Genomic DNA, 25,973 nt, shown 5'->3' on the forward strand with positions numbered 1-25,973 from the left:
GAGCGTCAGCTGCCGCTCCTGGCGCCGCGGCGGCGCATGCCGAAGTACACCGCGCCACCGCCGACGACGACGAGGGCACCGGCGACACCGGCGATCAGGCCGGTGTTGGAGTTCGCACCGGTCTCGGCGAGGTTGGAGTCACCGATCGCGGCGGAGGGGGCGTTGCTCGGCTCCGCGGACACCGGGGCGGCGCCGCCACTGCTCTCGCTCGCGGACGGCGCCGGGGTGGCGCTGTCGCCGGCGGGCACCGACGCGGACGGGGTGGGCGCCGGGGACTCGGAGGCGGGCGGCGTCGGGGAGGGGGACTCCTCCTTCTTGCACGCGGTCGCCGGGGTGGTCACGTTGCCCTTGATGTCCTCGTCCACCAGGCCGGGGACCTTGATGTGGACGCGGTAGGTCGCGTTGGCCTTCCAGTCCTCGTCGAAGACGACCTTGGCGCCCTCGCGGGCCCCGGTCACCTCCTTCTCACCGACCTGCCTGTCGTCGGCGCCGTTGTTCTCCAGGAACACGGTGACGGTGGCGGTGCGCTTCGAGGCGTCGATGTCGGTGACGACGATCTGGCCCTCGTCCCCGGTGCACAGGGCCTCGGCCGAGAAGTCACGGATGTTGCACGCCAGGGCCTGGCTGGAGAGACCCAGCAGCAGAGCGGCGGAGGCGGAGGCAACACCCAGGATGCGCACGGAGCGGCGCGCGTTACGGCGGGATATGGACAAGTCATGTCCTTTGCTGAGTGCAGAACTGCGGGGGGCTGGAGGGGAGTTGGAGCAGCGGACGGAGCTGAGCCCCAGCCTCCCCACAAGACACACAGGTTTATAAGTGCGCCATAAGCATGTCAATGCATAGGCGGTACAAGGGGGTTGACTTTACCTTCTTATTGCTCGGTGAGACGTTTCAGTGCGTCGGGAGCCAGCTCGATCCGGCCAACCAGGGCGATACGGGACTCCATCGGCCGTTCCCGTGCCAACGCCCGCAGCAGGGGCCAGGCGGGAAGCCTCTCGGTCCAGTGCTCCTCGTCCACCAGCACCATGGGTGTCGGATTGCCGCGCGAGCCATAGTAGTTGGGGGTGGCGTTGTCGAAGATCTCCTGTACGGTCCCGGCCGCCCCCGGCAGGAACACCACGCCGGCGTTGGAGCGGGCCAGCAGGCCGTCCTCCCGTGTGGCGTTGGCGAAGTACTTACCGAGGTGGGAGGCGAACGCGTTGGGCGGCTCGTGCCCGTAGAACCAGGTCGGGATGCCCACCGACCCGCCCCCGTCCGGCCAGCGTTCGCGCACCTCGAAGGCGGCCCGGGCCCAGTCCGTCACGGACGGGGTGAAGGAGGGCGCCTTGGCCAGCATCCGCAGGGCCTCGGTCAGCATCCCGTCCTCGAACGGCGCCGCGTACGCGCCGAGGTTGGCCGCCTCCATCGCGCCCGGACCGCCGCCGGTCGCCACCGTGAACCCGGCGCGGGCCAGTTCGCGGCCGAGCCGGGCCGCGCCCGCGTACTCCTCGGTGCCGCGGGCCATCGCGTGGCCGCCCATGACGCCCACCACCCGGGCACCGGTGAGATGTTCGTCCAGCGCGTCGGAGACCGAGTCGTCGTGCATCGCGCGGAGCATCGAGGCGAGGATGTCACCGTCGGACCTGGTCCGCTGGAACCACGTGTACGCCAGCGCGTCCGGCGTCGCCTCGTACCCGTCGGCCAACGAGGCGAACAACTCCTCGGGCGTGTAGACGAATCCTCGGTACGGGTCGAAGGGCAGGCCCGGCACCGGCGGGAACACCAGGGCCCCACGGGCGGTCAGATGCGTCGCCGCGCCGGGGTCCATGGGGCAGCCGAGGAAGGCGGCGCCCCCGGAATCGAGCCGCAGCAGGTCTTCCGTACGGCCGGTCAGGTCGACGGCCTGCACGCGGAATCCCGCGAGCGTCCCGTGCGCGGCGACGACGGCGTCGAACTCCGCCAGCGACTCGATCTCGTGGTCCGGGGCGACCTCTTCGGGTCGGGCGGGTATCGGAGGCATCCGCACATGCTAGTGCCGTGACCGGCAAGGTTCACCGGCTCGCGGCGTCCGGCACGGCACCTCGCCGCGTTGTCGCGTCGCCCGGGTACATCCGGTACGCGGGCGATGGTCCGCCTTGCGATGCACCGCACCGGACGCCGCGAGCTTTCCGGCGAACCTTTCCGGTCACAGCCAGTGCTGCTCCGGCTCATCCCCCGGACCCGCCTCACCCAGGTCGTGGTCGCCGTGGGCGTGGACGAGGTCGTACCGCAGGGCGCCGAGCCCCGCCTCCCGGTCGCCGCGCGCCCGTTCGCGCCGCTCCAGTTCCTCCAGCGGGCAGTGGACTCCGACGAAGACGACGTCCTCGGGCCGCAGTACGGCCAGGCGGTCGGTCAGCCGCCACGTCTCGCCGAGCACGTGGTCCGCCACGAGGTCGTTGCCCGTCTCGGCCATGGCCGAGACCAAGGGGTGGAAACCGCGCCGGGTCCGGCGCAAGACGGTCTCGAACTCCTTTCGGGACATATCCCGTTGGGCTCGCTTCGCGTTGAAGGAGTCCACCGCGAGATGGGGGTGCACGCCGTCGTCCGGGATGCCGAGCAACTCGCGCGCGATGCTCGACTTCCCGGAGTTCGACGTACCGTTCAGGAAGCTGACGCGGCCTGTTGTCATCGGGGCGTGGTCACCCCTGGACGGCGGCCGGGTCCATCCACATGATCTCCCAGGTGTGGCCGTCGAGGTCGTCGAAGGCGCGGCCGTACATGAAGCCGTGTTCCTGGGTCGCCCCGTGCGAGGTGCCGCCCGCCGCGATGGCCCTCTCGACCAGTTCGTCGACCTTCTCCCGGCTCTCGGCGCTCAGACAGAGCAGGGCCTCGCTGGAGGTCCGGGAGTCCACGATCTTCTTCTGGGTGAACTGGGCGTAGTGCGCGGGCGACAGGAACATCGCCACGATGGTGTCGCTGATCACCACGCTGACCACGTCGTCCGTGCTGAACTGCTCGTTGATGCCGTAACCCAGGTCGCTGTAGAACTTCCGGGTGGCGGGCACGTCGGTGGTGACCAGGTTCATGAAGATCATCTGCTGGTACACGGTCTCTCCCCTGCGATCAATGCGCGTGCTGCTTTCCCCGGTACAGACGGCGGGCCGCCGGAGAACTCATCGGCGGCCCGCGAACTTTTTCCGCTCGCCTCACGTCAGTGCGTCGGCGGCAGCGCCGACAGGTAGGCGATCAGCAGGGTGAGGGGTACGAACAGCGCGATCAGCGCGGCGGCCCGCAGCGCGGCGGAGCCCCGCAGCATCGTGGCGGGGGCGCCGAGGCGGAGCAGCGCGGCCGTGGTGCCGGCGCGGGACTGGCGGGTCTCCACGGCGGCCGTCAGCAAGGTGGCCAGGGAGCAGCCGCCGACCACCAGCGTGGCCACGGTGGACAGCGGGCCGAAGGCGGCCGCCGGCTGGTCGTACATCGCGGTCGTGGCGAGCGCGGCCGACGTCACCGCGCAGACCACCCCGAGCGGGCGTCCGATGCGCGTGGCCTCCGACATCAGCACCCGACCCGCCAGCAGCCGCAGGGCGCCCGGCTGCGCCGACTGGAGCACCCGTCCGCACAGGTAGGCGAGACCCGGCGCGGCCAGTACCAGTCCGAGCGCGGTGAGCAGCCAGCCGGCCAGCACCGCCGCACCCTCCACGGGCAGCGCCAGCACGGACGCCGGGGCGGCCCGGTTGGCGTACGCCTGCACGGCGAGGCCCGCCGCCAGCGCGGCGACACCCCAGGGGAAGCCCGCCGGGGCCTCGCGGGGCGGCGGTGCGACGGTCAGCACGTCCGACCAGCTCGCGTCCTCGGCCCCGGCCTCCCCGGCCCCGGCCTCCACGGGGATCTCGGCCGGGGCCTCCGCCTTGTGGAGGACGGCGTGGCGACGGGCGCCCAAGGACGCGCCCCTCGCGGTGGGACGGCGCGGGTCCCGGGGACGGAGGCTGAGCGCCACCGCGCCCGACGCGGTGACCGGCAGCAGAGCCAGCAGGGTCAGCGCGGCCGGGACCGGCAGCGGCCGGCCGGCCGCGGTGAACTGCGCGCCCCTGCCGTCGATGGGCAGCCCCGACAGGTCGCCGCGCAGATGCAGGAAGAACAGCAGGGCGACCAACGAGCCCAGGGTGCAGGCGAGCAGGGTGGTCAGCGCGGAGACCGCCATCAGCCGGCCGGGCCCGAGTCCCACCGCCGACAGCCCCGGCCGGGGCTGGGTGCCGGGGTCGGTACGGGCCACCGCGGCGGCCAGGTAGACCGTCGCGGCGAGCGGCACCACGCACCAGGCCAGGCGCAGCGCCGCCGCGCCCGGCGTCCCGGGGTGGCCCATCGCGTAGCCGAGGGAGCCGAGCAGCAGGAAGCCGGTGCCCGCCGAGGCGGCCGCCACGAGCAGGCGGCGCAACTGGACGGCGGGTCTGGCCGCGCGGGTCAGACGGAGAGCGAGCACGCCGCCCGGCCTTCCGTGTCCGGGGTGTCCGGGAGGTGCACGGTCTTCACCCGGCGTCCGTCCAGCAGCGAGACCGAGCGGTCGGCGAGGGCCGCCGTCTCCGGGTCGTGCGTGGCGAGGACCACCGTGATGCCGTGCGAGCGGGCCGCCGTGGTGAGCGTGCGCAGGACGTGCCCCCGGTCGGCCCGGTGCAGCGGCGCGGTCGGCTCGTCGGCGAACAGCACCGTAGGCCCCGGGGCCAGCGCGCGGGCGATGGCGACGCGCTGCCGCTCCGCTTGGAGCAGTTCGTGCGGGCGCTTCCTGGACTTGTCGCCCACGTCCAGCCGCTCCAGCCACTCCATCGCGGCCACCTTGGCGCGGCGGCGGCCGGTACCGCGCAGCATCAGCGGCAGCGCCGCGTTCTCCCACACGTTCAGCTCCGGCACGAGCGCCGGGGCCGGGTCGATCCAGCCGAAGCGGTCGCGGCGCAGCTTCTCGCGGGCCATCGGGCCCATGGTGTGCACGGGGGAGCTGTTGAACCACACCTCGCCCTCGTCCACCCGGACCTGCCCGGACAGGCAGCGCAGCAGGGTCGTCTTGCCGCTGCCGCGCGGGCCGCCGACCGCGAGGATCTCGCTCTCCCGGACGCCCAGCGAGATGCCGGCGATGCCGGGGGAGCCGTCGGGATGCTTGAAGTGCAGGGAGCGTGCCCACAGCACGTCGTTGTCCGGCGGAGCCTCCATGGCGTACACCTCGGTTCTGATCCGTTTTCCCGTGTCCTGTGCCCTGTTCGGGGGAACGAAGAGCGGGCCGATCGGTCACTGGGCACGGTAGGCAGCACCGAGGGGGAGGCGGCACAGCACACGGCCCCGGACCGCCGTTCTCACTCGAACGGGCGGAGCCGGGGCCGGGGGCGGAGGGGTCAGAGCTTCGTCCACGCCTCCGTCAGGGTCGCGCGCAGGATCTGCTCGATCTCGTCGAACGTCTCCTGGTTGGCGATCAGCGGCGGCGCGAGCTGGATCACCGGGTCACCGCGGTCGTCGGCGCGGCAGTACAGGCCGTTCTCGAACAGGGCCTTGGAGAGGAAGCCGTACAGGACGCGCTCGATCTCGTCGGCGTCGAAGGACTCCTTGGTGTCCTTGTCCTTCACCAGCTCGATGCCGTAGAAGAAGCCGTTGCCGCGGACGTCGCCGACGATGGGCAGGTCGTGCAGCTTCTGGAGGGTGCGCAGGAAGGCGCCCTCGTTGTCCAGGACGTGCTGGTTCAGGCCCTCGCGCTCGAACAGGTCGAGGTTGGCGAGGCCGACTGCGGCGGACACCGGGTGACCGCCGAAGGTGTAGCCGTGCAGGAAGACGTTGTCGTCCCGGTAGAACGGCTCGGCGATCCGGTCGGAGACGATCGTGGCGCCGATCGGGGAGTAGCCCGAGGTCATGCCCTTGGCGCAGGTGATGATGTCGGGGACGTAGCCGAATTTGTCGCAGGCGAACATCGTGCCCAGGCGGCCGAAGGCGCAGATGACCTCGTCCGAGACGAGCAGCACGTCGTACTGGTCGCAGATCTCGCGCACCCGCTGGAAGTAGCCGGGCGGGGGCGGGAAGCAGCCGCCGGCGTTCTGCACCGGCTCCACGAAGACGGCCGCTACCGTGTCCGGGCCCTCGAAGAGGATCTGCTGCTCGATCTGGTCGGCGGCCCAGCGGCCGAACGCCTCGGGGTCCTCACCGTGGATCGGGGCGCGGTAGATGTTGGTGTTCGCCACCTTGTGCGCGCCCGGCACCAGCGGCTCGAAGGGCGCCTTCAGCGCGGGCAGGCCGGTGATGGACAGGGCGCCCTGCGGGGTGCCGTGGTAGGCCAGCGAGCGGGATATCACCTTGTGCTTGGCGGGCTTGCCGACCAGCTTGAAGTACTGCTTGGCCAGCTTCCACGCGGTCTCCACGGCCTCGCCGCCGCCGGTGGTGAAGAAGACCTTGTTGAGGTCGCCGGGGGCGTAGCCGGCCAGCCGCTCGGCCAGCTCGATCGCCTTCGGGTGGGCGTAGGACCACACCGGGAAGAAGGCCAGTTCCTGCGCCTGCTTCAGCGCGGTCTCGGCCAGCTCCACCCGGCCGTGCCCGGCCTGGACCACGAACAGACCCGCCAGGCCGTCGAGGTACCGCTTGCCCTTGTCGTCGAAGACGTGGGTGCCCTCGCCCCGCACGATGGTGGGGACGGGCGAGTTCTCGTACGACGACATGCGGGTGAAGTGCATCCACAGGTGGTCGTACGCTGTGCGGCTGAGGTCCTTCTGCGTCACGGTTATCGGGTTCCCCACATGTAGGTCTGCTTCTTGAGCTTGAGATAGACGAAGCTCTCGGTGGAGCGGACACCGGGCAGGGCCCGGATACGCCGGTTGATCACGTCCAGCAGGTGGTCGTCGTCCTCGCAGACGATCTCGGCGAGGACGTCGAAGGAGCCCGCCGTCATGACCACGTACTCGACCTCCGACATGGCGCTCAGCGCGTCCGCGACCCCGTCCACGTCGCCCTCGACGTGCACCCCGACCATCGCCTGGCGGCGGAAGCCCACGGTGAGCGGGTCGGTGACCGCCACGATCTGCATCACGCCCTGGTCGAGCAGCTTCTGCACCCGCTGGCGCACCGCGGCCTCGGAGAGTCCGACCGCCTTGCCGATCGCGGCGTAGGGCCTGCGGCCGTCCTCTTGGAGCTGCTCGATGATGGCGAGGGACACGGCGTCCAACTGCGGGGTGCCGCTCCTGGACTCGCGGGCGGAGTCCCTGTGTTCTGTGCTTCGACTGGCCACGCCCTCACTGTGCACGACACCTCGACAGTTTCGCAAGGCTCGATCGATGAAATTCGTTGTCCAGGGGCGTTCAGTGTGCGGATTTCGCAGGACGGGTCGCGGTGGGGGTGTTGAAAACGCGGGTGTCCCGACTAGGGTTGGGCTGTCTCAGCCATCGGACAGCCCGTGCGGCCCTCCGGGGCGGGGACAGCTCGAACCCTCGAACCAGATCAGGAGGCCGGCAGTGAGCACCGAGCCGCGTGGGCTGCGCAAACTCCGGAACTATGTCGCCGGTGAGTTCCGGGACGCCGCCGACGGACGGACCACCGAGGTGGTCAACCCCGCCACCGGTGAGGTGTACGCGACCGCGCCGCTGTCCGGGCAGGCGGACGTGGACGCCGCCATGGACGCGGCAGCCAAGGCGTTCCCGGCCTGGCGCGACAGCACCCCCGCCGAGCGGCAGAGGGCCCTGCTCAAGATCGCCGACGCGTTCGAGGAGCGGGCCGAGGAACTCATCGCGGCCGAGGTGGAGAACACGGGCAAGCCCGTCGGGCTCACCCGCTCCGAGGAGATCCCGCCGATGGTCGACCAGATCCGCTTCTTCGCGGGCGCGGCCCGGATGCTGGAGGGACGCTCCGCCGGCGAGTACATGGACGGCCTGACCTCCATCATCCGCCGCGAGCCGATCGGCGTCTGCGCGCAGGTCGCACCGTGGAACTACCCGATGATGATGGCCGTGTGGAAGTTCGCCCCGGCGCTCGCCGCGGGCAACACGGTCGTCCTCAAGCCCTCGGACACCACCCCCGCCTCCACCGTCCTCATCGCCGAGATCATCGGCTCGGTCCTGCCGGCCGGCGTCTTCAACGTCATCTGCGGCGACCGCGACACCGGCCGCATGATGGTCGAGCACCCGACCCCGGCCATGGCCTCCATCACCGGTTCGGTGCGCGCGGGCATGTCGGTCGCCGAGTCGGCGTCCAAGGACCTCAAGCGGGTCCACCTGGAGCTGGGCGGCAAGGCGCCGGTCGTCGTCTTCGAGGACACCGACATCCCCAAGGCCGTCGAGGACATCTCGGTGGCGGGCTTCTTCAACGCCGGCCAGGACTGCACGGCCGCGACCCGCGTCCTCGTCCAGGAGTCCATCCACGACGAGTTCGTGGCCGCGCTCGCCAAGGCCGCGTCGGAGACGAAGACCGGGCAGCCGGACGACGAGGACGTGCTCTACGGCCCGCTGAACAACCCCAACCAGCTCAAGCAGGTGGCCGGCTTCATCGAGCGGCTGCCCGCGCACGCCAAGGTCGAGTCGGGTGGCCACCAGGTCGGCGACAAGGGGTACTTCTACGCCCCGACCGTGGTCTCCGGCCTCAAGCAGGACGACGAGATCATCCAGAACGAGGTGTTCGGGCCGGTCATCACCGTCCAGTCCTTCACCGACGAGGACCAGGCCGTCGAGTGGGCCAACGGCGTCGACTACGCGCTGGCCTCCTCGGTGTGGACCAAGGACCACGGGCGCGCCATGCGCATGTCCAAGAAGCTGGACTTCGGCTGCGTGTGGATCAACACCCACATCCCGCTGGTCGCGGAGATGCCGCACGGCGGCTTCAAGAAGTCGGGCTACGGCAAGGACCTGTCGGCGTACGGGTTCGACGACTACACGCGGATCAAGCACGTGATGACGTCGCTGGACTCCTGACCAGGTCCGATTGTCCCCCGGGGGGACGGGGCGGCACACTTTCCGAGTGCTTCACACCTCTGTTCGTGGTTCCGCCCCCTCCCGCCGGTCCGTGCTGCGGGCCCTCGGGGGCACCGCCGCGCTCGGCGCGCTCGCCGGGTGCGGGGTGCCCTCGGCGTACGTCCGCCCCGGCGACCGCTCCGCCCCCGACCGGTCCGCCACCGATCACCGGCTGACCTGGTCGAACTGGCCGCTGTACATCGACACCGATGACGGCGACGCGAACAAGCGGCCCACGCTGGACGCCTTCGAGAAGCGCACCGGGATCTCCGTCGACTACGTCGAGGAGATCAACGACAACGACGAGTTCTTCGGCAAGATCAGCCCCGCCCTGATGAACCACCGGCCCACCGGCCGGGACCTGATCGTCATCAGCGACTGGATGTGCGCGCGCTACGTCCGCCTCGGCTGGGTCCAGCGGATGGACCGGGCCGAGCAGCCCAACGTGGCCGAGTACCTGGACCCGCTGCTGCGCCGGCCCGCCTTCGACCCCGGGCGCATGTACACCGTCCCCTGGCAGTCGGGCATCACCGGCATCGCCTACGACCGCCGCAGGCTCGGCCGCGAGATCCGGCACGTGAAGGACCTCTGGGCGAGGGACCTCAGGGGCCGGGTGACCCTGCTGTCCGGGCTGGACGAGGCGTTCGCGCTGCTGATGCAGGGCAACGGCGTGGACATCACCCGCTGGACGGCCGCCGACTTCCACACCATGTGCGACGAGGTGGAACGCGAGGTCCGCCGGGGCCAGATCCGCCGCTTCACCGGCAACGACTACACCAAGGACCTGGTCAGCGGTGACGTCCTCGCCTGCCAGGCGTACTCCGGCGACGTCATCCAGCTCCAGGCCGACAACCCGCACATCCGCTTCGTCGTCCCCGAGGAGGGTGCCGAACTCTGGTCGGACTCCCTGATGATCCCCGACCGCGCGACCCACAAGGCCAGCGCCGAGCGCCTGATCGACCACTACTACACCCCGTCGGTGGCCGCCGAACTCGCCACCTGGGTCAACTACGTCTGCCCGGTCCCGGCAGCCCGGCACATCCTCGCCGACAGCCCCGACCGGGAGACCGCCGCTCTCGCCGCGAATCCCCTGATCTTCCCCGACGGCCCCATGCGCGGGCGCCTCGCCATCGCCCGCGACATCAAGCCGACGGAACGGCCGGAGTTCGCGCGGCGGTGGAACTCGATCGTGGGGTTGTAGGGGGCCGACGCCCCCCGCCGTGGCACGATCTCAGGATGACCACGTCACCCGGTGCCCCGCACCGTCTGAGGGAGCTCAGGTTGTTGCGGCGGGTGCGGGACCGGATCGACCGGGAGTACGCGCGGCCGCTGGACGTTCAGGAACTGGCCCGTGGGGTGAACATGTCGGCCGGGCATCTCAGCCGGCAGTTCCGGGCCGCGTACGGGGAGTCGCCCTACAGCTATCTCATGACGCGGCGCATCGAGCGGGCGATGGCCTTGCTGCGGCGCGGGGATCTGAGCGTGACCGAGGTGTGCTTCGAGGTGGGGTGCTCGTCGCTGGGGACGTTCAGCACGCGGTTCAGCGAGCTGGTCGGGATGGCGCCGAGCGTCTACCGGAGCGAGGCCGCGCGGGCCACGGAGGGGCTGCCGACCTGCGTGGTCAAGGTGGTGACCAGACCGGTCAGGAATCGAGAAGCGCGGGTCCCGGGCCAGGGCTAGCGTGACGGCCATGGACCTCACCATTCACGCCGGCTTCCTCCCGCAGGACGACCCCGAGGCGGCGCTCGCCTTCTACCGGGACACCCTCGGCTTCGAGCTGCGCAACGACGTGGGACACAACAACCTGCGCTGGCTCACCGTCGGCCCCAAGGGCCAGCCGGACACCAGCATCGTGCTGAGCCCGCCCGCCATGGACCCCGGCATCACCGACGAGGAGCGGCGCGTCATCACCGAGATGATGGCCAAGGGCACGTACGCCAGCCTCGTGCTGGCCACCCCGGACCTGGACGGCACCTTCGACCGGCTGGTGGCGGCCGGAGCCGACATCGTCCAGGAGCCCGCCGACCAGCCGTACGGCATCCGGGACTGCGCTGTGCGGGACCCCGCGGGCAACATGCTCCGCATCCAGGAGCACCGCTGAGCCAGGACCGGCGCAGGACGAGCAGCCAGTACGTGAAGAGGGAGACGGGATGACCAGGGGCACGGACGTGCACGCCGCCGACAGCCACGAGATGATCCGGGTCCACGGCGCGCGGGTGAACAACCTGAAGGACGTCAGCGTCGAGATCCCCAAGCGCCGGCTGACGGTGTTCACCGGTGTCTCCGGCTCCGGCAAGAGCTCGCTGGTGTTCGGCACCATCGCCGCCGAGTCGCAGCGGCTGATCAACGAGACGTACAGCGCGTTCGTCCAGGGCTTCATGCCGACGCTCGCCCGCCCCGAGGTGGACGTGCTCGACGGGCTGACCACAGCGATCATCGTGGACCAGCAGCGCCTCGGCGCCGATCCGCGCTCCACCGTCGGCACCGCCACCGACGCCAACGCCATGCTGCGCATCCTGTTCAGCAGGCTCGCCGCCCCGCACCTCGGCCCGCCCGGCGCGTACGCCTTCAACGTCGCGTCGGTGCAGGCCAGCGGCGCGATCAAGGTGGACAAGGGGGCGCGCAGGGCGGAGAAGGTGACCTTCAGCCGGGCCGGCGGGATGTGCCCGCGCTGCGAGGGCCGGGGCGCGGTCACCGACATCGACCTCACCCGGCTCTACGACGACTCCAAGTCGCTGCGCGAGGGCGCGCTCACCATCCCCGGTTACAGCGTGGACGGCTGGTACGGCCGCATCTACACCGGCTGCGGCTTCTTCGACCCGGACAAGCCGATCGCCAAGTTCACCGAGCGCGAGCTGCACGACCTGCTCCACAAGGAGCCCACCAAGATCAAGGTGGAGGGCGTCAACCTCACCTACGAGGGCCTGATCCCGAAGATCCGGAAGTCGTTCCTGTCCAAGGACGTCGACTCGCTCCAGCCGCACGTCCGCGCCTTCGTGGAGCGGGCCGTCACCTTCACCGTCTGTCCCGAGTGCGAGGGCACCCGGCTGAACGAGGGCGCCCGTACCTCCACCATCGACGGCGTGAGCATCGCGGACGCCTGCGCGATGCAGATCACCGACCTCGCCGAATGGGTGCGCGGTCTCGACGACCCCTCGGTGGCCCCGCTGCTGACCGCGCTGGGCCACAGCCTCGACTCGTTCGTGGAGATCGGCCTCGGCTACCTCTCCCTCGACCGCCCCTCGGGCACCCTGTCCGGCGGCGAGGCACAGCGGGTCAAGATGATCCGCCACCTGGGCTCCTCGCTCACCGACGTCACCTACGTCTTCGACGAGCCCACCACCGGACTGCACCCGCACGACATCCAGCGGATGAACGGTCTGCTGCTGCGCCTGCGCGACAAGGGCAACACCGTGCTGGTCGTGGAGCACAAGCCCGAGACCATCGCCATCGCCGACCATGTGGTCGACCTCGGTCCGGGTGCCGGTACGGGCGGCGGCGCCGTCTGCTTCGAGGGCACCGTCGAGGGGCTGCGGACCTCGGACACCGTCACCGGGCGCCATCTCGACGACCGGGCCTCGCTGAAGAAGACCGTCCGTCAGGCCACCGGCGCGCTGGAGATCCGGGGCGCGGACGCCAACAACCTGCGCGGCGTCGACGTGGACATCCCGCTCGGGGTGCTGGTCGCGGTGACCGGGGTCGCCGGATCCGGCAAGAGCTCGCTGGTGCACGGGTCGGTCCCCGAGGGGGAGGGGGTCGTCTCCGTCGGCCAGGAGGCGATCAAGGGGTCACGGCGGAGCAACCCCGCCACGTACACGGGGCTGCTGGACCCGATCCGCAAGGCGTTCGCGAAGGCCAACGGGGTCAAGCCCGCGTTGTTCAGCGCCAATTCCGAGGGCGCCTGCCCGACGTGCAACGGTGCGGGGGTCGTCTACACCGACCTCGCCATGATGGCGGGCGTCGCCACGACGTGCGAGGAGTGCGAGGGGCGGCGCTTCCAGGCAGCGGTGCTGGAGTACCGGCTCGGAGGCCGCGACATCAGCGAGGTGCTGGCGATGCCGGTCAGCGAGGCGGAGGCGTTCTTCGCGGAGGGCGAGGCCCGTATCCCGGCCGCGCACCGCATCCTGGCCCGTCTCTCCGACGTGGGCCTCGGCTACCTCACCCTGGGTCAGCCGCTCACCACCCTCTCCGGCGGCGAGCGTCAACGGCTGAAGCTGGCCACGCACATGGGGGAGAAGGGCGGCATCTACGTCCTGGACGAGCCGACCGCCGGCCTCCACCTCGCCGATGTGGAGCAACTCCTCGGCCTGCTCGACCGGTTGGTGGACTCCGGCAAGTCCGTCATCGTCGTCGAGCACCATCAGGCGGTGATGGCCCACGCGGACTGGATCATCGACCTCGGACCCGGCGCAGGGCACGACGGCGGCCAGGTCGTCTTCGAGGGGACGCCGGCGGAACTGGTGGCGGACGGATCGACGCTCACGGGACGGCACCTGGCGGAGTACGTGGGGGAGTGAGGGGCACCGCCCTAGGAGGCTCCGGCTGCCTGATCCGCATGCGCAAAGGCCGCCGGAGCACTTCGCTCGAGCGCACCGCGCTCCGGTGGTGCCACCCGCTTCGGAGCGGTGCGCTATCCCCTCTGCCGGCGCAGGGCGGTCAGGGTGTCGATCCGGTTCGTCGTGATCGAGTCCGCCCCCAGGGCCAGCAGCTTGCGCATCGAGCGTTCCGTGTCCGGGGTCCAGACCGAGAGGAGGTAACCCTCCTTGTGGACGCGGGTGGCCAGGTCGCGGTCGATCAGGGAGAAGCGGTAGTTGAGGTAGTGGGGGCGCAGGGCGCTGAGGAGGGCGGGGCGGGGGCGGGCCACAGTGGTCCAGGTGAGGGCCAGTTCGGCGGTGGGAGCGGCTGTGCGGAGGGTCAGGAGGGATTCGGCGCCCGCCGAGTAGCAGACGCGGTCCTCCGCGCCCGCGTCGCGGATCACACCCAGGATCTCCGCCGCCGTGCGGGGGGTCACGCCTCCGCACAGGTCCGCCATGACCCGCGCGCCCTCCGTCGCCGACAACGCTTCCGCCAGGGTGGGGATGCCGCCCCCCGTCAGTTCCGTCACCTGGGCCGCCGTCAGCGCGGACAGGGGACGGTCGACCTCCCACAGGCGCTTCAGGGTGTCGTCGTGCAGGAGGACGGGGACGCCGTCGCGGGTGAGGCGTACGTCGATCTCCACCGTGTCCGCGCCCCGGTCGAGCGCGGAGCGCAGGGAGGCGAGGGTGTTCTCGCGGAAGCGGTAGGGGTCGCCCCGGTGGGCGACGGCGGTCCAGGTCTGCATGGCCGTCATTCTGGCAGCAGGCCGGGCGGGAGGGGGGTCACCTGGCGAGCCACGCCTCGGTGTACGCGTCGATCTCCGACGAGATCCGCGCCTTGCCCGCCGCGTCCAGGAACGACGCCTCCACCGCGTTCTTCGCGAGGACCGCCAGACCCCGCTCGTCCAGGCCCAGGAGGCGGGCCGCGATCGCGTACTCCTTGTTGAGGTCCGTGCCGAACATCGGGGGGTCGTCGGAGTTGATGGTGACGAGCACGCCCGCGTCGGCGAACCGCTTCAGGGGGTGCTCGTCGAGGGTGCGGACGGCGCGGGTGGCGATGTTGGAGGTGGGGCAGACCTCCAGGGCGATGCGGTGCTCGGCCAGGTGGGCCAGCAGCCGGGGGTCCTGGGCCGAGCTGGTGCCGTGGCCGATGCGTTCCGCGCCGAGGACGGTGAGGGCGTCCCAGACGGTCTCGGGGCCCGTGGTCTCGCCTGCGTGCGGGACCGAGTGGAGGCCGGCGGCCCGCGCGCGGTCGAAGTACGGCTTGAACTGGGGACGGGGGACGCCGATCTCCGGGCCGCCGAGGCCGAAGGAGATCAGGCCCTCGGGCCGGACGCGGTCGTCCGTGGCCATCCGGGCCGTCTCCTCCGCCGAGACCAGCCCGGCCTCGCCGGGGATGTCGAAGCACCAGCGCAGCACGGTCCCGAAGTCGGCCTCGGCGGACTTGCGTGCGTCCTCGATCGCGTCCATGAACGCCCGGTCGTCCATGCCGCGCCGCACCGAGGAGAACGGGGTGACGGTCAGCTCGGCGTACCGCACCTGCTGGCGGGACATGTCGCGCGCGATCTCGTACGTCAGCAGCCGGACGTCCTCCGGGGTGCGGACCAGGTCCACGACCGACAGGTACACCTGGATGAAGTGCGCGAAGTCGGTGAAGGAGAAGTAGTCCGCGAGCGCCTCGGGGTCGGTCGGGACCCTGGAGTCGCGGTGCCGGGCGGCCAGTTCCGAGACGATGCGCGGGGAGGCGGAGCCCACGTGGTGGACGTGCAGTTCGGCCTTGGGCAGTCCGGCGATGAAGTCGTGCGGATCGCGGGCGGCGCTGCGCTCGGTCAAGGGAGCCTCCCCAGGCTGGTCGGATGGTGCGCAGACATCCTAGGCGGGGCTGCCCGGCGTCACGGTTGGCCAGGGGCAGCTCCGTAGGGGCCGGGCGGCGGCTCTAACATGGGCTGACAAGCTACGTGGGGGGATGAGGACGTGACGGAGCAGGCGCAGCCCGACGGCGGACGAGGGGCGAGTGGCCGGGACCCGTGGGCACCGCCCCAGGGACCCTCCCTCCAGAAGGGCCGGCCGACCCCGCCCTCGGTCCACGACCAGGCGACCATGCCCTCCATGCCCGCCGTCGGCTCGGGCCCCCAGACCGGTCCCACCGTGCCCCCGCAGCACGGCGGGTCCGCCGTCCCACCCCCGCCCATCGGTCCGAACGGCCCCGGCTTCCCGCCCTACACCCCGGCCGGCTACGGCTACCCGGGCCACCCCGGTCCGCAGGGCTACCCCGGTCCGCAGGGCTACCCCCAGCCCCCGGCCTACGGCTGGCCCGGTGGCCCCATGGGCCCGGTCCCGCAGAACAACGCCGGTACCGCCGCCCTGGTGCTCGGCATCCTCTCCATCGTCCTGTTCTGCCTCTACGGCGTCGTCTCCCTGATCCTCGGTGTCATCGCCGTGATCCTCGGTGTCCAGGGCCGCAGGCGTGCCGACCGGGGTGAGGCCACCAACCGCGGGCAGGCCCAGGCGGGCTTCGTGCTCGGCATCATCGGCATCATCGTGGGCGTGACCGCGCTGGCGGTCTTCATCGGCATCCTCGTGTTCGCCGCGAACAAGGAGGACAGCCGGCAGGACGACGACCCCTTCGGCTCCTCCTACAACTCCGCGCCCCGGATCCCCGCCTCACCCCGCCTCTGAACGCAGCCGCTCCCGGGCCTCCATCAGCGCGAAGCCCAGGAGGTTCGGCCCCTTCCACCGGGCCGGGTCCCACACGGCCTCGTCCTGGACGCCGAGCCCGATCCCCCACACGCGGTCGACCGGGCTCGCCTCCACCAGTACCCGCTCACCGGTGCCGAGCAGGTACGCGCGCAGAGAGGGGTCGGCGGCGAACTTGTGCACGCTGCCCTCGACGACGATCCGGAACCGCTCCCGGCGCCATGTCTCCTCGTCGAAGCCCCGGACCAGCCGCCCCGCCTTCTTGGCCCCGGCCGGATGCCCCGCGGCCAGCACCTGCCGCTCGGCCTCCGGGTCGCCGAAGAGGCGCGCCTTGCCCGCCATCATCCAGTGCTCGGCGGTCGCGTACTCGACCCCGTGCACGGTGAACGGCGCCGGCCACCACTGGCTCAGGCACCCCGTGCCGACACTCCCGTCCCGCTGCGGGCGGTGCCCCCAGAAGTGCAGATACTTGACGGGCACCCCCGCCCGGACCGCGTCGAGCAGTGCTTCCACCCCGTCGATCTTCCCCATGCACGCGAGTGTGGCAGCCACCACTGACAACTCGTCCCGCCTTTCCCTGGCCCACTCGACACCTGGTCGACAGATTCCGTCGCGTAACCAAAAGGCAACAACGGAATCCCTTGTTGCACTCCCGCTCCTCTGTCAGGATCGGCACTCAAATCGAGCTGGAGCCACGCCACCCGGCCCCCGAAGGGGTGTCCGGCGGAGGAGAGCGACATGCACAAGCCGGGCACCGACACCCCGGAACGATTTCCCGCCCGCGACCGCTTCGCCGAGGGCGCGCAGTTCGTCGCGGGACGCGCCGCGCCGGGCACCTCGGGCCGCACCCAGGCGGTGACGGACCCGGCCACCGGCGAGGAGGTCTACCGCTACGAACTCGCAGGGGAGAGCGACGTCGACGCGGCCGTGAACGCCGCGCGCGCGGCGTTCCCCGACTGGGCCGCCGTCACGCCGGGCGAGCGTTCCGAAGCGCTGAACCGTTTCGCCGCCGTGCTCGCGGACCGCGCCGAGGACTTCGCCCGGGCCGAGTCGCTCCAGTGCGGCAAGCCGCTGAAGCTCACCCGCGAGTTCGACGTGCCCGGCACCATCGACAACACCGCCTTCTTCGCGGGCGCCGCCCGGCAGCTCCAGGGGCAGTCGGCGGGGGAGTACTCCGGTGACCACACGTCCTACGTCCGGCGTGAGCCCATCGGGGTCGTCGGGTCGATCGCGCCCTGGAACTACCCGCTCCAGATGGCCGCGTGGAAGGTGCTCCCGGCCGTCGCGGCGGGCAACACCATCGTGCTCAAGCCCGCCGAGCTGACCCCGCTCACCTCGCTGCTGTTCGCGCGGGCCGCCGTCGACGCGGGTCTCCCGGACGGCGTGATCAACATCGTCAGCGGGACCGGGCCGGGGGCGGGGGAGCGGCTGGTCGGGCACCCCGACGTGGCGATGACGTCGTTCACCGGCTCCACCGCCGTCGGCCGGAGGGTCGCCGAGATCGCCACGGCCACCGTCAAGCGGCTGCACCTGGAGCTGGGCGGCAAGGCGCCCTTCGTGGTGTTCGACGACGCCGACCTCGAGGCCGCCGCCAACGGAGCGGTCGCCGGCGCGCTCATCAACACCGGCCAGGACTGCACGGCGGCGACCCGCGCCTATGTGCAGCGCCCGCTGTACGAGGCGTTCGTGGAGCGGACCGCCGCGCTGATGGAGACCGTGCGGCTCGGCGACCCCTTCGCGCCCGGCACCGACCTCGGCCCGCTGGTGTCGCACGCCCACCGTGACCGGGTCGCCGGCTTCGTCGAGCGGGCCCGCGCCTACGCGACCGTGGTCACCGGCGGTGAGGCCCCCGGCGGCGACCTCGGGAGCGGTGCCTACTACCGGCCGACCCTGGTGACCGGCGCGTCCCAGGACAGCGAGATCGTCCAGTCGGAGATCTTCGGTCCGGTCCTCGTCGTCCTCCCCTTCGACACCGACGACGAGGGCCTGCGGCTGGCCAACGACACCCCGTACGGGCTCGCCGCCTCCGCCTGGACCGGCGACGTCTACCGCGCCCAGCGGGCCACCCGCGATCTGCGTGCCGGGTGTGTGTGGATCAACGACCACATCCCGATCATCAGCGAGATGCCGCACGGCGGATACAAGGCGTCCGGCTTCGGCAAGGACATGTCGGTGTACTCCTTCGAGGAGTACACCCAGATCAAGCACGTCATGTTCGACAACACCGCGGCCGTCCGCAAGGACTGGCACCGCACGGTCTTCGGGGACCGTCCCTAGGGGTGTCTCCCCGGTCCTCGCGGGTCCGCGACGCCTCGCACGACACCCCATCGCACGCCGGGGCACCGCACCGGACACCCGCGGCCCGGTCCACGAAGACCGAAGCGGCACCCCCTGGGTCCCCACCCGCTTTCCGAAAGGGCACCACGCGTATGGATCAGTACGAGCCCGGCCGCCTCACCCCGCCCCAGCTGGCCGCAATGCGGCGCAGTCTGCGGAACGGGCGGGCGGCGCTGACCCGCCGGTCGCTGCTGCGGGCGTCCGCCGGAGGTGTGCTCACGGCCGGCGGCCTCGGAGCACTGAGCGGCTGCGGGATTCCCGCTGCCGGCCGCACACCGGGCGGCACCTCGGCGGACGATCTCTCGGGCCGGGAGAAGACCGTGAACTTCTCCAACTGGACCGAGTACATCGACGTGGACGACAGCGGCAAACGCCACCCCACGCTCGCCGCGTTCCAGCGGAAGACCGGGATCACGGTCCGCTACACCGAGGACATCAACGACAACAACGAGTTCTTCGGCAAGATCAAGCCGCAGCTCGCCGCGGGCCAGGAGACCGGCCGCGACCTGATCGTCCTCACCGACTGGCTGGCCGCCCGGCTGATCCGGCTCGGCTGGGTGCAGAAGCTGGACGCCGCGAACCTCCCGCACGCCTTCGCCAACCTCTCGCCCCAGTTCCGCACCCCCGACTGGGACCCCGGCCGCGCGTACTCCTACCCCTGGCAGGGCATCTCCACGGTCATCGCCTACAACAAGAAGGCGCTGGACGGGATCGAGGTGAGATCCGTCTCCGACCTGCTCGACAACCCGAAGCTCAAGGGCCGGGTCGGCTTCCTCTCCGAGATGCGGGACAGCGTCGGGATGACCCTGCTCGACATGGGCAAGGACCCGGGCGACTTCACCGACGACGACTACGACGCGGCGATAGCCCGCCTCCAGAAGGCCGTCGACAAGGGACAGATACGCCGCTTCACCGGCAACGACTACACGTCCGACCTCGCCAAGGGCGATTTCGCGGCCTGTGTCGCCTGGGCCGGGGACGTGGTCCAGCTCAAGGCGGACAGTCCCGATGTGGACTTCATCATTCCCGACAGCGGTTATGTCACTTCGACGGACAATATGCTGATCCCCAACAAGGCACGTCACAAGACGAACGCCGAGCGGCTGATCGATTTCTTCTACGAACCCGAGCAGGCCGCCGCGCTCGCCGCCTACATCAACTACGTCACTCCGGTCGACGACGTGAAGCCCTGGCTTGCGAGGATCGACCGGGACGCGGCGGACAATCCGCTGATCGTCCCCGACAAGGCCATGCAGGCGAAGTCCCACGCCTTCCGCTCCCTGAGTCAGAAGGAAGAGACGGCCTACGAAGAGAAGTTCGCGAAGCTCACAGGGGCGTGACGAGGATGAAGACGACGACAGACGGCAGCGGCGACGTCCGCCTCACCGGCATCGGCAAGACGTACGGCTCCTTCACAGCCGTGCACCCGCTGGATCTCACGGTGCCCCAGGGCTCCTTCTTCGCGCTGCTCGGCGCCTCCGGCTGCGGCAAGACCACCACCCTGCGCATGATCGCCGGGCTGGAGGAGCCGACCTCCGGGACCGTGCACCTCGGTGACCTGGACGTCACGGGGCTGCCCCCGTACAAGCGGCCGGTCAACACGGTCTTCCAGTCCTACGCGCTCTTCCCGCACCTCGACATCTTCGAGAACGTCGCCTTCGGCCTGCGCCGGCGCGGCATCAAGAGCGTGAAGAAGCAGGTCGAGGAGATGCTGGAGCTGGTCCAGCTCGGGGAGCAGGCGCGCAAGAAGCCGCACCAGCTCTCCGGCGGCCAGCAGCAGCGCGTCGCGGTCGCCCGCGCCCTGATCAACCACCCCAAGGTGCTCCTGCTGGACGAGCCCCTCGGCGCCCTCGACCTCAAGCTGCGCCGCCAGATGCAGCTGGAGCTCAAGCGCATCCAGACCGAGGTCGGCATCACCTTCGTCCATGTCACGCACGACCAGGAGGAGGCCATGACCATGGCCGACACGGTCGCCGTGATGAACGCCGGCCGCGTCGAGCAGCTCGGCTCGCCCACCGAGCTGTACGAGAACCCGCGCACCACCTTCGTCGCCAACTTCCTCGGCACCTCCAACCTGATCGAGGCCGAGGTCGACTCCCGGAGCGGCGGCGACATCGTGCTGCGCGCCGGCGACGGCAAGCTGTCGCTGCCCGAGGCGCGATGTTCCGCGCCCGCCCCGGCCGGCGCCAAGCTGCTGGTGGGCATCCGGCCCGAGAAGATCGCGCTCACCCACGCCGACGACGCGGGCTCGGTGCCCGACGGCCGCAACCGCCTCAGCGGCACGGTCGCGGACGCCGGCTTCATCGGTGTCTCCACCCAGTACGTGATCGACAGCCCGGTCGCGGGCGCCCTCGCGGTGTACGCGCAGAACGTCGAGCGGGACACCCGTCTGGTGCCCGGCGCCGAGGTCGTCCTGCACTGGAACCCCGCGCACACCTTCGCGCTCGACGCCGCCCAGGACATCGACGCGGGCACCGAGGAAGAGGCGGCCGTCTGATGCCGACCCTCGCCGAGGCGCCCCCGCCGCTCGCCCCGCCCGAGCCCGCGAAGCCGCACCGCAAGCGCGGCCGGTTCACCCCGTACTGGCTGCTGCTGCCCGGAATCCTGTGGCTGATCGTGTTCTTCGCGCTGCCGCTGGTGTACCAGGCGTCGACCTCGGTGCAGACCGGGTCGCTGGAGCAGGGCTACAAGGTCACCTGGCACTTCGCCACCTACTGGCACGCGCTCGCCGAGTACTGGCCGCAGTTCGTCCGCTCGGTGCTCTACGCGGCCGCAGCGACCGTGCTCTGCCTGCTGCTGGGCTACCCGCTGGCGTATCTGATCGCGTTCCGCGCCGGTCGCTGGCGGAACCTGATCATGATCCTGGTGATCGCGCCGTTCTTCACCAGCTTCCTGATCCGCACCCTGGCCTGGAAGACGATCCTCGCGGACAACGGGCCCGTGGTGCACGCGCTGAACACCCTGCACGTGCTGGACGTGACCGGCTGGCTCGGCTGGACCGCGGGCGACCGGGTGCTGGCCACCCCGCTGGCGGTGGTGTGCGGGCTGACGTACAACTTCCTGCCGTTCATGATCCTGCCGCTGTACAGCTCGCTGGAGCGGATCGACGTACGGCTGCACGAGGCGGCCGGAGACCTGTACGCCCGGCCCTGGACCACCTTCCGCAGGGTGACCTTCCCGCTGTCGATGCCCGGCGTGGTCTCCGGCACCCTGCTGACCTTCATCCCGGCGGCCGGTGACTACGTCAACGCCGAGCTCCTCGGCTCCACCGACACCCGCATGATCGGCAACGTCATCCAGACCCAGTTCCTGCGGGTCCTTGACTACCCGACGGCCGCCGCGCTCTCCTTCATCCTCATGGCCGCGATCCTGGCCGTGGTCACGCTCTACATCCGCCGGGCCGGGACGGAGGACCTCGTCTGACATGGCCGTCTTCACCTGGCTCAAGCGCCGTCTCGTCGTCGTCGCGGGACTGCTGACGCTCGCCTATCTGCTGCTGCCGAACATCGTCGTGACGGTGTTCTCCTTCAACAGGCCGAAGGGCCGCTTCAACTACGAGTGGCAGCACTTCTCCACCGACGCCTGGCAGGACCCGTGCGGGGTCGCCGACATGTGCGGCTCGCTCGGGCTCAGCCTCCAGATCGCCCTGTGGGCCACCATCGGCGCCACCGCGCTCGGCACGATGATCGCCTTCGCGCTGGTCCGGTACCGGTTCCGGGCGCGCGGCGCGGTCAACTCGCTGATCTTCCTCCCGATGGCGATGCCCGAGGTCGTCATGGCCGCCTCGCTGCTCACCCTCTTCCTCAACATGGGGGCCCAGCTCGGCTTCTGGACCATCCTGATCGCCCACATCATGTTCTGCCTGAGTTTCGTCGTCACCGCGGTCAAGGCGCGTGTGATGTCGATGGACCCGCGCCTGGAGGAGGCCGCCCGCGATCTCTACGCGGGACCGGTGCAGACCTTCTGGCGGGTCACCCTGCCCATCGCGGCACCCGGAATCGCCGCGGGCGCGCTGCTGTCCTTCGCGCTCTCCTTCGACGATTTCATCATCACCAATTTCAACGCGGGCTCGACCGTCACCTTCCCCATGTTCGTCTGGGGCTCGGCACAGCGCGGAACGCCCGTCCAGATCAACGTCATCGGGACGGCCATGTTCCTGATCGCCGTACTGCTCGTGCTGGTCTCGATGCTCGTCACCCGTCGACGCGGTCACCAGAAGGCGTAAAGCCCCGTAGGGAGTTGAAATCATGGCCCCTAGCGCCATGAGCCGTGGAAAAGACAACTGGATCGCTTCCCTCTCCGAAGCCCAGCCGGTCCCCTACTGGCTGGAGGACCCCGGCAAGCCCCACCCCGAGGCCGCCCTCACCGGCACCGACACCTGCGACCTCCTCGTGGTCGGCGGCGGCTACAGCGGACTGTGGAGCGCGCTCAACGCCAAGGAGCGAGACCCCGGCCGGGACGTGGTGCTGCTGGAGGGGCGCGAGGTGGGCTGGGCCGCCTCGGGCCGCAACGGCGGATTCTGCGCCGCCTCCCTCACCCACGGCCTGGCCAACGGCCTGGCCCGCTGGCCGGACGAGATCGGCCGGCTCCACGAGCTCGGCGCCCGCAACCTGGACGGGATCGAGGACGCGCTCGCCCGGTACGGCATCGACTGCGACTTCGAGCGCACCGGCGAGATCGACGTGGCCACCGAGACCTACCAGGCGTGGGAACTGCGCGACTGGTACCGCGAGCTCCAGGACAAGGGCCTCGCGGACGGCATGGAGTTCCTCGACCGCGACGCCCTGCGCGCCGAGGTCGGCTCGCCCACTTTCGAGGCCGGCCTGTGGGACCGCGGGGGAGTGGCCCTGCTGCACCCCGCCAAGCTGGCCTGGGGCCTGAAGCGGGCCTGCCTCGCCCTGGGGGTCCGGGTGTACGAGCACACCCCGGCCCTGACCCTGAAGCAGTACGGCGCCGGGATGGAGGCGGGCACCCCGTACGGCACGGTCCGGGCCCGCAAGGTCGCGCTCGGCACCAACGTCTTCCCCAGCCTCCTGCGCCGGGTCCGCTCCTACACGGTGCCGGTCTACGACTACGCGCTGACGACCGAGCCGCTGAACGCCGAACAGCTCGACTCGCTCGGCTGGAAGAACCGCCAGGGCCTCGGGGACGCGGCCAACCAGTTCCACTACTTCCGGCTGACCCCGGACAACCGGGTGCTGTGGGGCGGCTACGACGCGATCTACCCCTACGGGGGCCGGGTCCGCGCGGAGTACGACGACCGCCCTGAGACGTACGCCAAGCTGGCCGGACACTTCTTCACCTGCTTCCCGCAGCTGGAGGGTGTCCGCTTCACCCACGCCTGGGGCGGCGCGATCGACACGTGCTCCCGCTTCTCGGCGTTCTTCGGCACCGGCCACCAGGGCCGGGTCGCCTACGCGGCGGGCTACACCGGGCTCGGTGTGGGGGCCACCCGCTTCGGCGCCGACGTGATGCTGGACCTGCTGGACGGGGCGGACACCGAGCGCACCCGGCTGGAGATGGTGCGCAAGAAGCCGCTGCCGTTCCCGCCCGAGCCGTTCGCCTGGACCGGGATCGCGCTGACCCGCTGGTCGCTGGCGCGGGCCGACGCGCAGGGCGGGCGGCGCAACCTGTGGCTGCGCGCCATGGACCGGCTGGGCCTCGGGTTCGACAGCTAGTGCCTCCCATGTGATCCAGGTCACTCGAAAGATGCCGGTGACCCGCGTAATGCGGGCCGCCCCACCTCCCTCTCATTGGCAGACGCGCGCGTCCGTGAAGCGAGAGGGAGGTCTTTTCATGACAGGGGCGAAGACTGCGGTGGAGTGGCTGGCGTCGGTCGCGCCGGACCCGGAGGCCTGCCGGTGGGCTTGGGAACGCAGCGCGCCCGGGGTCGCCCTGCTGCCTGCCGGGAAGGCCTGGGACGTGCTCGTCCTGCCGGGGGAGCTGGGCCGTCCGACGCTGGACGTGCTCACCCGCGTCCTCGATCGTCCCGGCCCGGTGCTGGTGGACTTCGAGGGCGACCGGGTGGGTTTCTTCGTGCCGCCCGGCATCGCCGCCCGCTGGCTGGGCACCGGCATCCGCACGGCCGGGCCCGGCACCTGGATCGTCGTGCCGCACCCCGGCCGGGCGACCCAGGGGGTGCGCTGGCTGGTGCCACCGGACGGATCGGGCACACTCACCGATCCGGCGCTGCTGGAACTGGCGATGCACGAGGCGGCGGCCGCGCTGGCGAGCGAGGAGGACGGGCGCCGCTCCTGACTTCCCGACGGCGGCTCCCCGGCGCCTCGACGGGGCCTCGACACCGGCTTCGAGGGCCACTCGCGACGCGGGCGACGGCCACGTCGCCCCGGCCGGGGTCACCAGGGCCCTCGACCGCCTCACGAAGAGGACGAACCGCGGCCCGTACCCGATCCGCGGGGCCTGGCCCGCGCCGCGGGGGCCGATGACCTGGCCGGTGAACCGGGACCTGTTCGCGGGCCGGGAGTTCCAGCGGACCTCCGACTGCAGCTTCGGTTGAGCACCAGGCTCAGGCAGGTCAGCAGCACCGCGCCCAGGCACCAGGACGCCAGTACGTCCAGCGGCCAGTGGAAGCCCCGCCGCACCAGCCCGTACGACACCGCGAGCACCAGCGCGGCCGGGACGACCATCGCCGTGAGGCGTGCGGCGCGGGTGCGGCACCAGGGGAGGACGAGCAGCGCGGAGGCACCGTACGCCACGGCCGCCGTCGCCGTGTGGCCGGAGGGGAAGTAACCGGTGGCCGGGGGCACCGCGGGGGTCCCGGGCCGCGCGGTCCACAGCTTCAGCGGGACCACGATCGCCGGGAGCACGGCCGTCAGCAGCGCGGCGGCACCGGACGGAAGCCACCAGTGGGGTGTCCCGGCGCTCCGGCCCCGCCAGGCGGCGTGGCCGGCGGCGAGCACCAGCACCGGTACGGCCACCGCGACGTCGCCGAGATCGGAGAGGAGTTCGGAGAAGCGGTCCGGGTGGACCAGGTGCCTGCTGAGCCGGGCGTCCAGCGCGAGCAGCGGGCCGTGTGCCAGCACCTGCCAGGTGAGCAGCGCGAACAGCAGTGCCGGGAGACCGGTCAGCAGGGCGGCGGCGAGGGCGAGGCGGCGGGCGGGAGGGGACACCGTGCCAGCTTCGCATGCGCGCGGTCGGCGGGAAGGAGGTCGGCCGCCCCGGAACAGGGGGGGTGGTTCCGGGGCGGCCGGCCGGACCGGGATGTCGCGCGCCCCGGGGGGTTTGGGGCGGCGACCGTCCGATCGGTGTGGAGATCCCGGAGCCGTCAGGCCCCGGTTGTGTGCGCGAGGGCACGACCAGGTCGAAGCTGGGGAGGCCCCGGCCTGTCGCCCGCAGTCCCCTGCGAGCGGGGTGTATCTCTCATCGGGACCGAACCTACGGCAGGGGGAGGCGGTCGGACAGACGCAACCGCGTCCTGTCATCC

At 71.1% G+C, this 25,973-nt stretch carries 25 protein-coding genes; 13 read left to right on the forward strand and 12 right to left on the reverse strand.

Annotated features, from left to right (window positions below; translation table 11 throughout):
* Positions 1–5: 5 nt before the first annotated feature.
* From ACWCV3_RS12660 to ACWCV3_RS12695, 8 genes are all read right to left on the reverse strand, one after another.
* On the reverse strand, positions 6–713 hold the full coding sequence (locus tag ACWCV3_RS12660) for an LAETG motif-containing sortase-dependent surface protein (RefSeq protein ID WP_451222320.1): 708 nt from the start codon (positions 711–713) through the stop codon (positions 6–8).
* A 158-nt stretch (positions 714–871) separates the two neighbouring features.
* The gene (locus tag ACWCV3_RS12665; protein WP_451222322.1) at positions 872–1,999 is read right to left on the reverse strand and encodes an LOG family protein; all 1,128 of its coding nucleotides are present in this window, start codon (positions 1,997–1,999) and stop codon (positions 872–874) included.
* A 165-nt stretch (positions 2,000–2,164) separates the two neighbouring features.
* Positions 2,165–2,647, reverse strand: a complete 483-nt coding sequence (locus ACWCV3_RS12670; RefSeq protein WP_451222324.1) for a phosphotransferase-like protein — start codon at positions 2,645–2,647, stop codon at positions 2,165–2,167.
* Positions 2,648–2,657: 10 nt separating this feature from the next.
* Complete coding sequence (locus ACWCV3_RS12675) at positions 2,658–3,065, reverse strand: VOC family protein (RefSeq protein WP_451222326.1); 408 nt, start codon at positions 3,063–3,065, stop codon at positions 2,658–2,660.
* A gap of 104 nt (positions 3,066–3,169) precedes the next feature.
* Entirely contained in the window at positions 3,170–4,438 is a 1,269-nt protein-coding gene (locus ACWCV3_RS12680) for a hypothetical protein (protein WP_451222328.1), read from the reverse strand.
* Complete coding sequence (locus ACWCV3_RS12685; RefSeq protein ID WP_451222330.1) at positions 4,420–5,160, reverse strand: ABC transporter ATP-binding protein; 741 nt, start codon at positions 5,158–5,160, stop codon at positions 4,420–4,422. Before ACWCV3_RS12685 ends, ACWCV3_RS12680 begins: the two co-directional genes overlap by 19 nt.
* 179 nt (positions 5,161–5,339) lie before the next feature.
* The gene (locus tag ACWCV3_RS12690; protein ID WP_451222332.1) at positions 5,340–6,704 is read right to left on the reverse strand and encodes an aspartate aminotransferase family protein; all 1,365 of its coding nucleotides are present in this window, start codon (positions 6,702–6,704) and stop codon (positions 5,340–5,342) included.
* Positions 6,705–6,706: 2 nt separating this feature from the next.
* Entirely contained in the window at positions 6,707–7,225 is a 519-nt protein-coding gene (locus ACWCV3_RS12695) for an Lrp/AsnC family transcriptional regulator (protein ID WP_161203079.1), read from the reverse strand.
* A 208-nt stretch (positions 7,226–7,433) separates the two neighbouring features.
* Here ACWCV3_RS12695 and ACWCV3_RS12700 point away from each other — a divergent pair, with 208 nt between their 5' ends.
* Genes ACWCV3_RS12700 through ACWCV3_RS12720 form a run of 5 tightly spaced genes read left to right on the forward strand, consistent with a single transcriptional unit; the run spans position 7,434 to position 13,438 of the window.
* Entirely contained in the window at positions 7,434–8,882 is a 1,449-nt protein-coding gene (locus tag ACWCV3_RS12700; protein WP_451222334.1) for a gamma-aminobutyraldehyde dehydrogenase, read from the forward strand.
* Positions 8,883–8,928: 46 nt separating this feature from the next.
* Entirely contained in the window at positions 8,929–10,122 is a 1,194-nt protein-coding gene (locus tag ACWCV3_RS12705; protein ID WP_451222336.1) for an extracellular solute-binding protein, read from the forward strand.
* Positions 10,123–10,157: 35 nt separating this feature from the next.
* The gene (locus ACWCV3_RS12710; protein ID WP_451222338.1) at positions 10,158–10,601 is read left to right on the forward strand and encodes a helix-turn-helix transcriptional regulator; all 444 of its coding nucleotides are present in this window, start codon (positions 10,158–10,160) and stop codon (positions 10,599–10,601) included.
* Positions 10,602–10,611: 10 nt separating this feature from the next.
* The gene (locus tag ACWCV3_RS12715; protein WP_451222340.1) at positions 10,612–11,022 is read left to right on the forward strand and encodes a VOC family protein; all 411 of its coding nucleotides are present in this window, start codon (positions 10,612–10,614) and stop codon (positions 11,020–11,022) included.
* A 49-nt stretch (positions 11,023–11,071) separates the two neighbouring features.
* The gene (locus ACWCV3_RS12720; protein ID WP_451222342.1) at positions 11,072–13,438 is read left to right on the forward strand and encodes an ATP-binding cassette domain-containing protein; all 2,367 of its coding nucleotides are present in this window, start codon (positions 11,072–11,074) and stop codon (positions 13,436–13,438) included.
* 113 nt (positions 13,439–13,551) lie between these two features.
* Here ACWCV3_RS12720 and ACWCV3_RS12725 read toward each other — a convergent pair whose 3' ends face one another.
* Complete coding sequence (locus tag ACWCV3_RS12725) at positions 13,552–14,241, reverse strand: glycerophosphodiester phosphodiesterase (RefSeq protein ID WP_451222344.1); 690 nt, start codon at positions 14,239–14,241, stop codon at positions 13,552–13,554.
* 37 nt (positions 14,242–14,278) lie between these two features.
* A complete protein-coding gene (locus ACWCV3_RS12730) occupies positions 14,279–15,328 on the reverse strand; it encodes an adenosine deaminase (protein WP_451222346.1) in 1,050 nt (349 codons plus the stop codon).
* Positions 15,329–15,469: 141 nt separating this feature from the next.
* Here ACWCV3_RS12730 and ACWCV3_RS12735 point away from each other — a divergent pair, with 141 nt between their 5' ends.
* Complete coding sequence (locus ACWCV3_RS12735) at positions 15,470–16,174, forward strand: DUF4190 domain-containing protein (protein ID WP_451222348.1); 705 nt, start codon at positions 15,470–15,472, stop codon at positions 16,172–16,174.
* Here ACWCV3_RS12735 and ACWCV3_RS12740 read toward each other — a convergent pair.
* Entirely contained in the window at positions 16,160–16,723 is a 564-nt protein-coding gene (locus tag ACWCV3_RS12740; RefSeq protein ID WP_451222350.1) for an NADAR family protein, read from the reverse strand. The genes ACWCV3_RS12735 and ACWCV3_RS12740 overlap by 15 nt on opposite strands.
* A gap of 207 nt (positions 16,724–16,930) precedes the next feature.
* Here ACWCV3_RS12740 and ACWCV3_RS12745 point away from each other — a divergent pair, with 207 nt between their 5' ends.
* The 7 genes from ACWCV3_RS12745 to ACWCV3_RS12775 all read left to right on the forward strand — a co-directional run bounded on the left by ACWCV3_RS12745 (position 16,931) and on the right by ACWCV3_RS12775 (position 24,787).
* Positions 16,931–18,469, forward strand: a complete 1,539-nt coding sequence (locus tag ACWCV3_RS12745; RefSeq protein WP_451222352.1) for a gamma-aminobutyraldehyde dehydrogenase — start codon at positions 16,931–16,933, stop codon at positions 18,467–18,469.
* 152 nt (positions 18,470–18,621) lie between these two features.
* Complete coding sequence (locus ACWCV3_RS12750; protein WP_451222354.1) at positions 18,622–19,869, forward strand: polyamine ABC transporter substrate-binding protein; 1,248 nt, start codon at positions 18,622–18,624, stop codon at positions 19,867–19,869.
* A 5-nt stretch (positions 19,870–19,874) separates the two neighbouring features.
* A complete protein-coding gene (locus tag ACWCV3_RS12755; protein ID WP_451222356.1) occupies positions 19,875–21,026 on the forward strand; it encodes an ABC transporter ATP-binding protein in 1,152 nt (383 codons plus the stop codon).
* Positions 21,026–21,952, forward strand: a complete 927-nt coding sequence (locus ACWCV3_RS12760; protein ID WP_451222358.1) for an ABC transporter permease — start codon at positions 21,026–21,028, stop codon at positions 21,950–21,952. Before ACWCV3_RS12755 ends, ACWCV3_RS12760 begins: the two co-directional genes overlap by 1 nt.
* Before the next feature lies 1 nt (position 21,953).
* Positions 21,954–22,754 (forward strand): ABC transporter permease, encoded by an 801-nt coding sequence (locus tag ACWCV3_RS12765; protein WP_451222359.1) that lies wholly within the window; start codon positions 21,954–21,956, stop codon positions 22,752–22,754.
* A gap of 22 nt (positions 22,755–22,776) precedes the next feature.
* Positions 22,777–24,207: an NAD(P)/FAD-dependent oxidoreductase gene (locus ACWCV3_RS12770; protein WP_451222361.1), complete on the forward strand. Its 1,431-nt coding sequence runs from the start codon at positions 22,777–22,779 to the stop codon at positions 24,205–24,207.
* 118 nt (positions 24,208–24,325) lie between these two features.
* Complete coding sequence (locus tag ACWCV3_RS12775; protein ID WP_451222363.1) at positions 24,326–24,787, forward strand: hypothetical protein; 462 nt, start codon at positions 24,326–24,328, stop codon at positions 24,785–24,787.
* Between the two features lie 119 nt (positions 24,788–24,906).
* Here ACWCV3_RS12775 and ACWCV3_RS12780 read toward each other — a convergent pair whose 3' ends face one another.
* Positions 24,907–25,659 (reverse strand): phosphatase PAP2 family protein, encoded by a 753-nt coding sequence (locus ACWCV3_RS12780; RefSeq protein ID WP_451222365.1) that lies wholly within the window; start codon positions 25,657–25,659, stop codon positions 24,907–24,909.
* Positions 25,660–25,973: the final 314 nt, after the last annotated feature.

The organism is Streptomyces sp. NPDC001781 (assembly GCF_053596035.1).

What these genes read in the sequence shown, in the direction of transcription:
- ACWCV3_RS12665 (WP_451222322.1), bottom strand. Translation starts at nt 1,999, where the DNA reads ATGCCTCCGATACCCGCCCGACCCGAAGAGGTCGCCCCGGACCACGAG.
- ACWCV3_RS12670 (WP_451222324.1), bottom strand. Translation starts at nt 2,647, where the DNA reads ATGACAACAGGCCGCGTCAGCTTCCTGAACGGTACGTCGAACTCCGGG.
- ACWCV3_RS12685 (WP_451222330.1), bottom strand. Translation starts at nt 5,160, where the DNA reads ATGGAGGCTCCGCCGGACAACGACGTGCTGTGGGCACGCTCCCTGCAC.
- ACWCV3_RS12710 (WP_451222338.1), top strand. Translation starts at nt 10,158, where the DNA reads ATGACCACGTCACCCGGTGCCCCGCACCGTCTGAGGGAGCTCAGGTTG.
- ACWCV3_RS12715 (WP_451222340.1), top strand. Translation starts at nt 10,612, where the DNA reads ATGGACCTCACCATTCACGCCGGCTTCCTCCCGCAGGACGACCCCGAG.
- ACWCV3_RS12720 (WP_451222342.1), top strand. Translation starts at nt 11,072, where the DNA reads ATGACCAGGGGCACGGACGTGCACGCCGCCGACAGCCACGAGATGATC.
- ACWCV3_RS12725 (WP_451222344.1), bottom strand. Translation starts at nt 14,241, where the DNA reads ATGCAGACCTGGACCGCCGTCGCCCACCGGGGCGACCCCTACCGCTTC.
- ACWCV3_RS12740 (WP_451222350.1), bottom strand. Translation starts at nt 16,723, where the DNA reads ATGGGGAAGATCGACGGGGTGGAAGCACTGCTCGACGCGGTCCGGGCG.
- ACWCV3_RS12745 (WP_451222352.1), top strand. Translation starts at nt 16,931, where the DNA reads ATGCACAAGCCGGGCACCGACACCCCGGAACGATTTCCCGCCCGCGAC.
- ACWCV3_RS12750 (WP_451222354.1), top strand. Translation starts at nt 18,622, where the DNA reads ATGGATCAGTACGAGCCCGGCCGCCTCACCCCGCCCCAGCTGGCCGCA.
- ACWCV3_RS12755 (WP_451222356.1), top strand. Translation starts at nt 19,875, where the DNA reads ATGAAGACGACGACAGACGGCAGCGGCGACGTCCGCCTCACCGGCATC.
- ACWCV3_RS12760 (WP_451222358.1), top strand. Translation starts at nt 21,026, where the DNA reads ATGCCGACCCTCGCCGAGGCGCCCCCGCCGCTCGCCCCGCCCGAGCCC.
- ACWCV3_RS12765 (WP_451222359.1), top strand. Translation starts at nt 21,954, where the DNA reads ATGGCCGTCTTCACCTGGCTCAAGCGCCGTCTCGTCGTCGTCGCGGGA.
- ACWCV3_RS12770 (WP_451222361.1), top strand. Translation starts at nt 22,777, where the DNA reads ATGGCCCCTAGCGCCATGAGCCGTGGAAAAGACAACTGGATCGCTTCC.
- ACWCV3_RS12775 (WP_451222363.1), top strand. Translation starts at nt 24,326, where the DNA reads ATGACAGGGGCGAAGACTGCGGTGGAGTGGCTGGCGTCGGTCGCGCCG.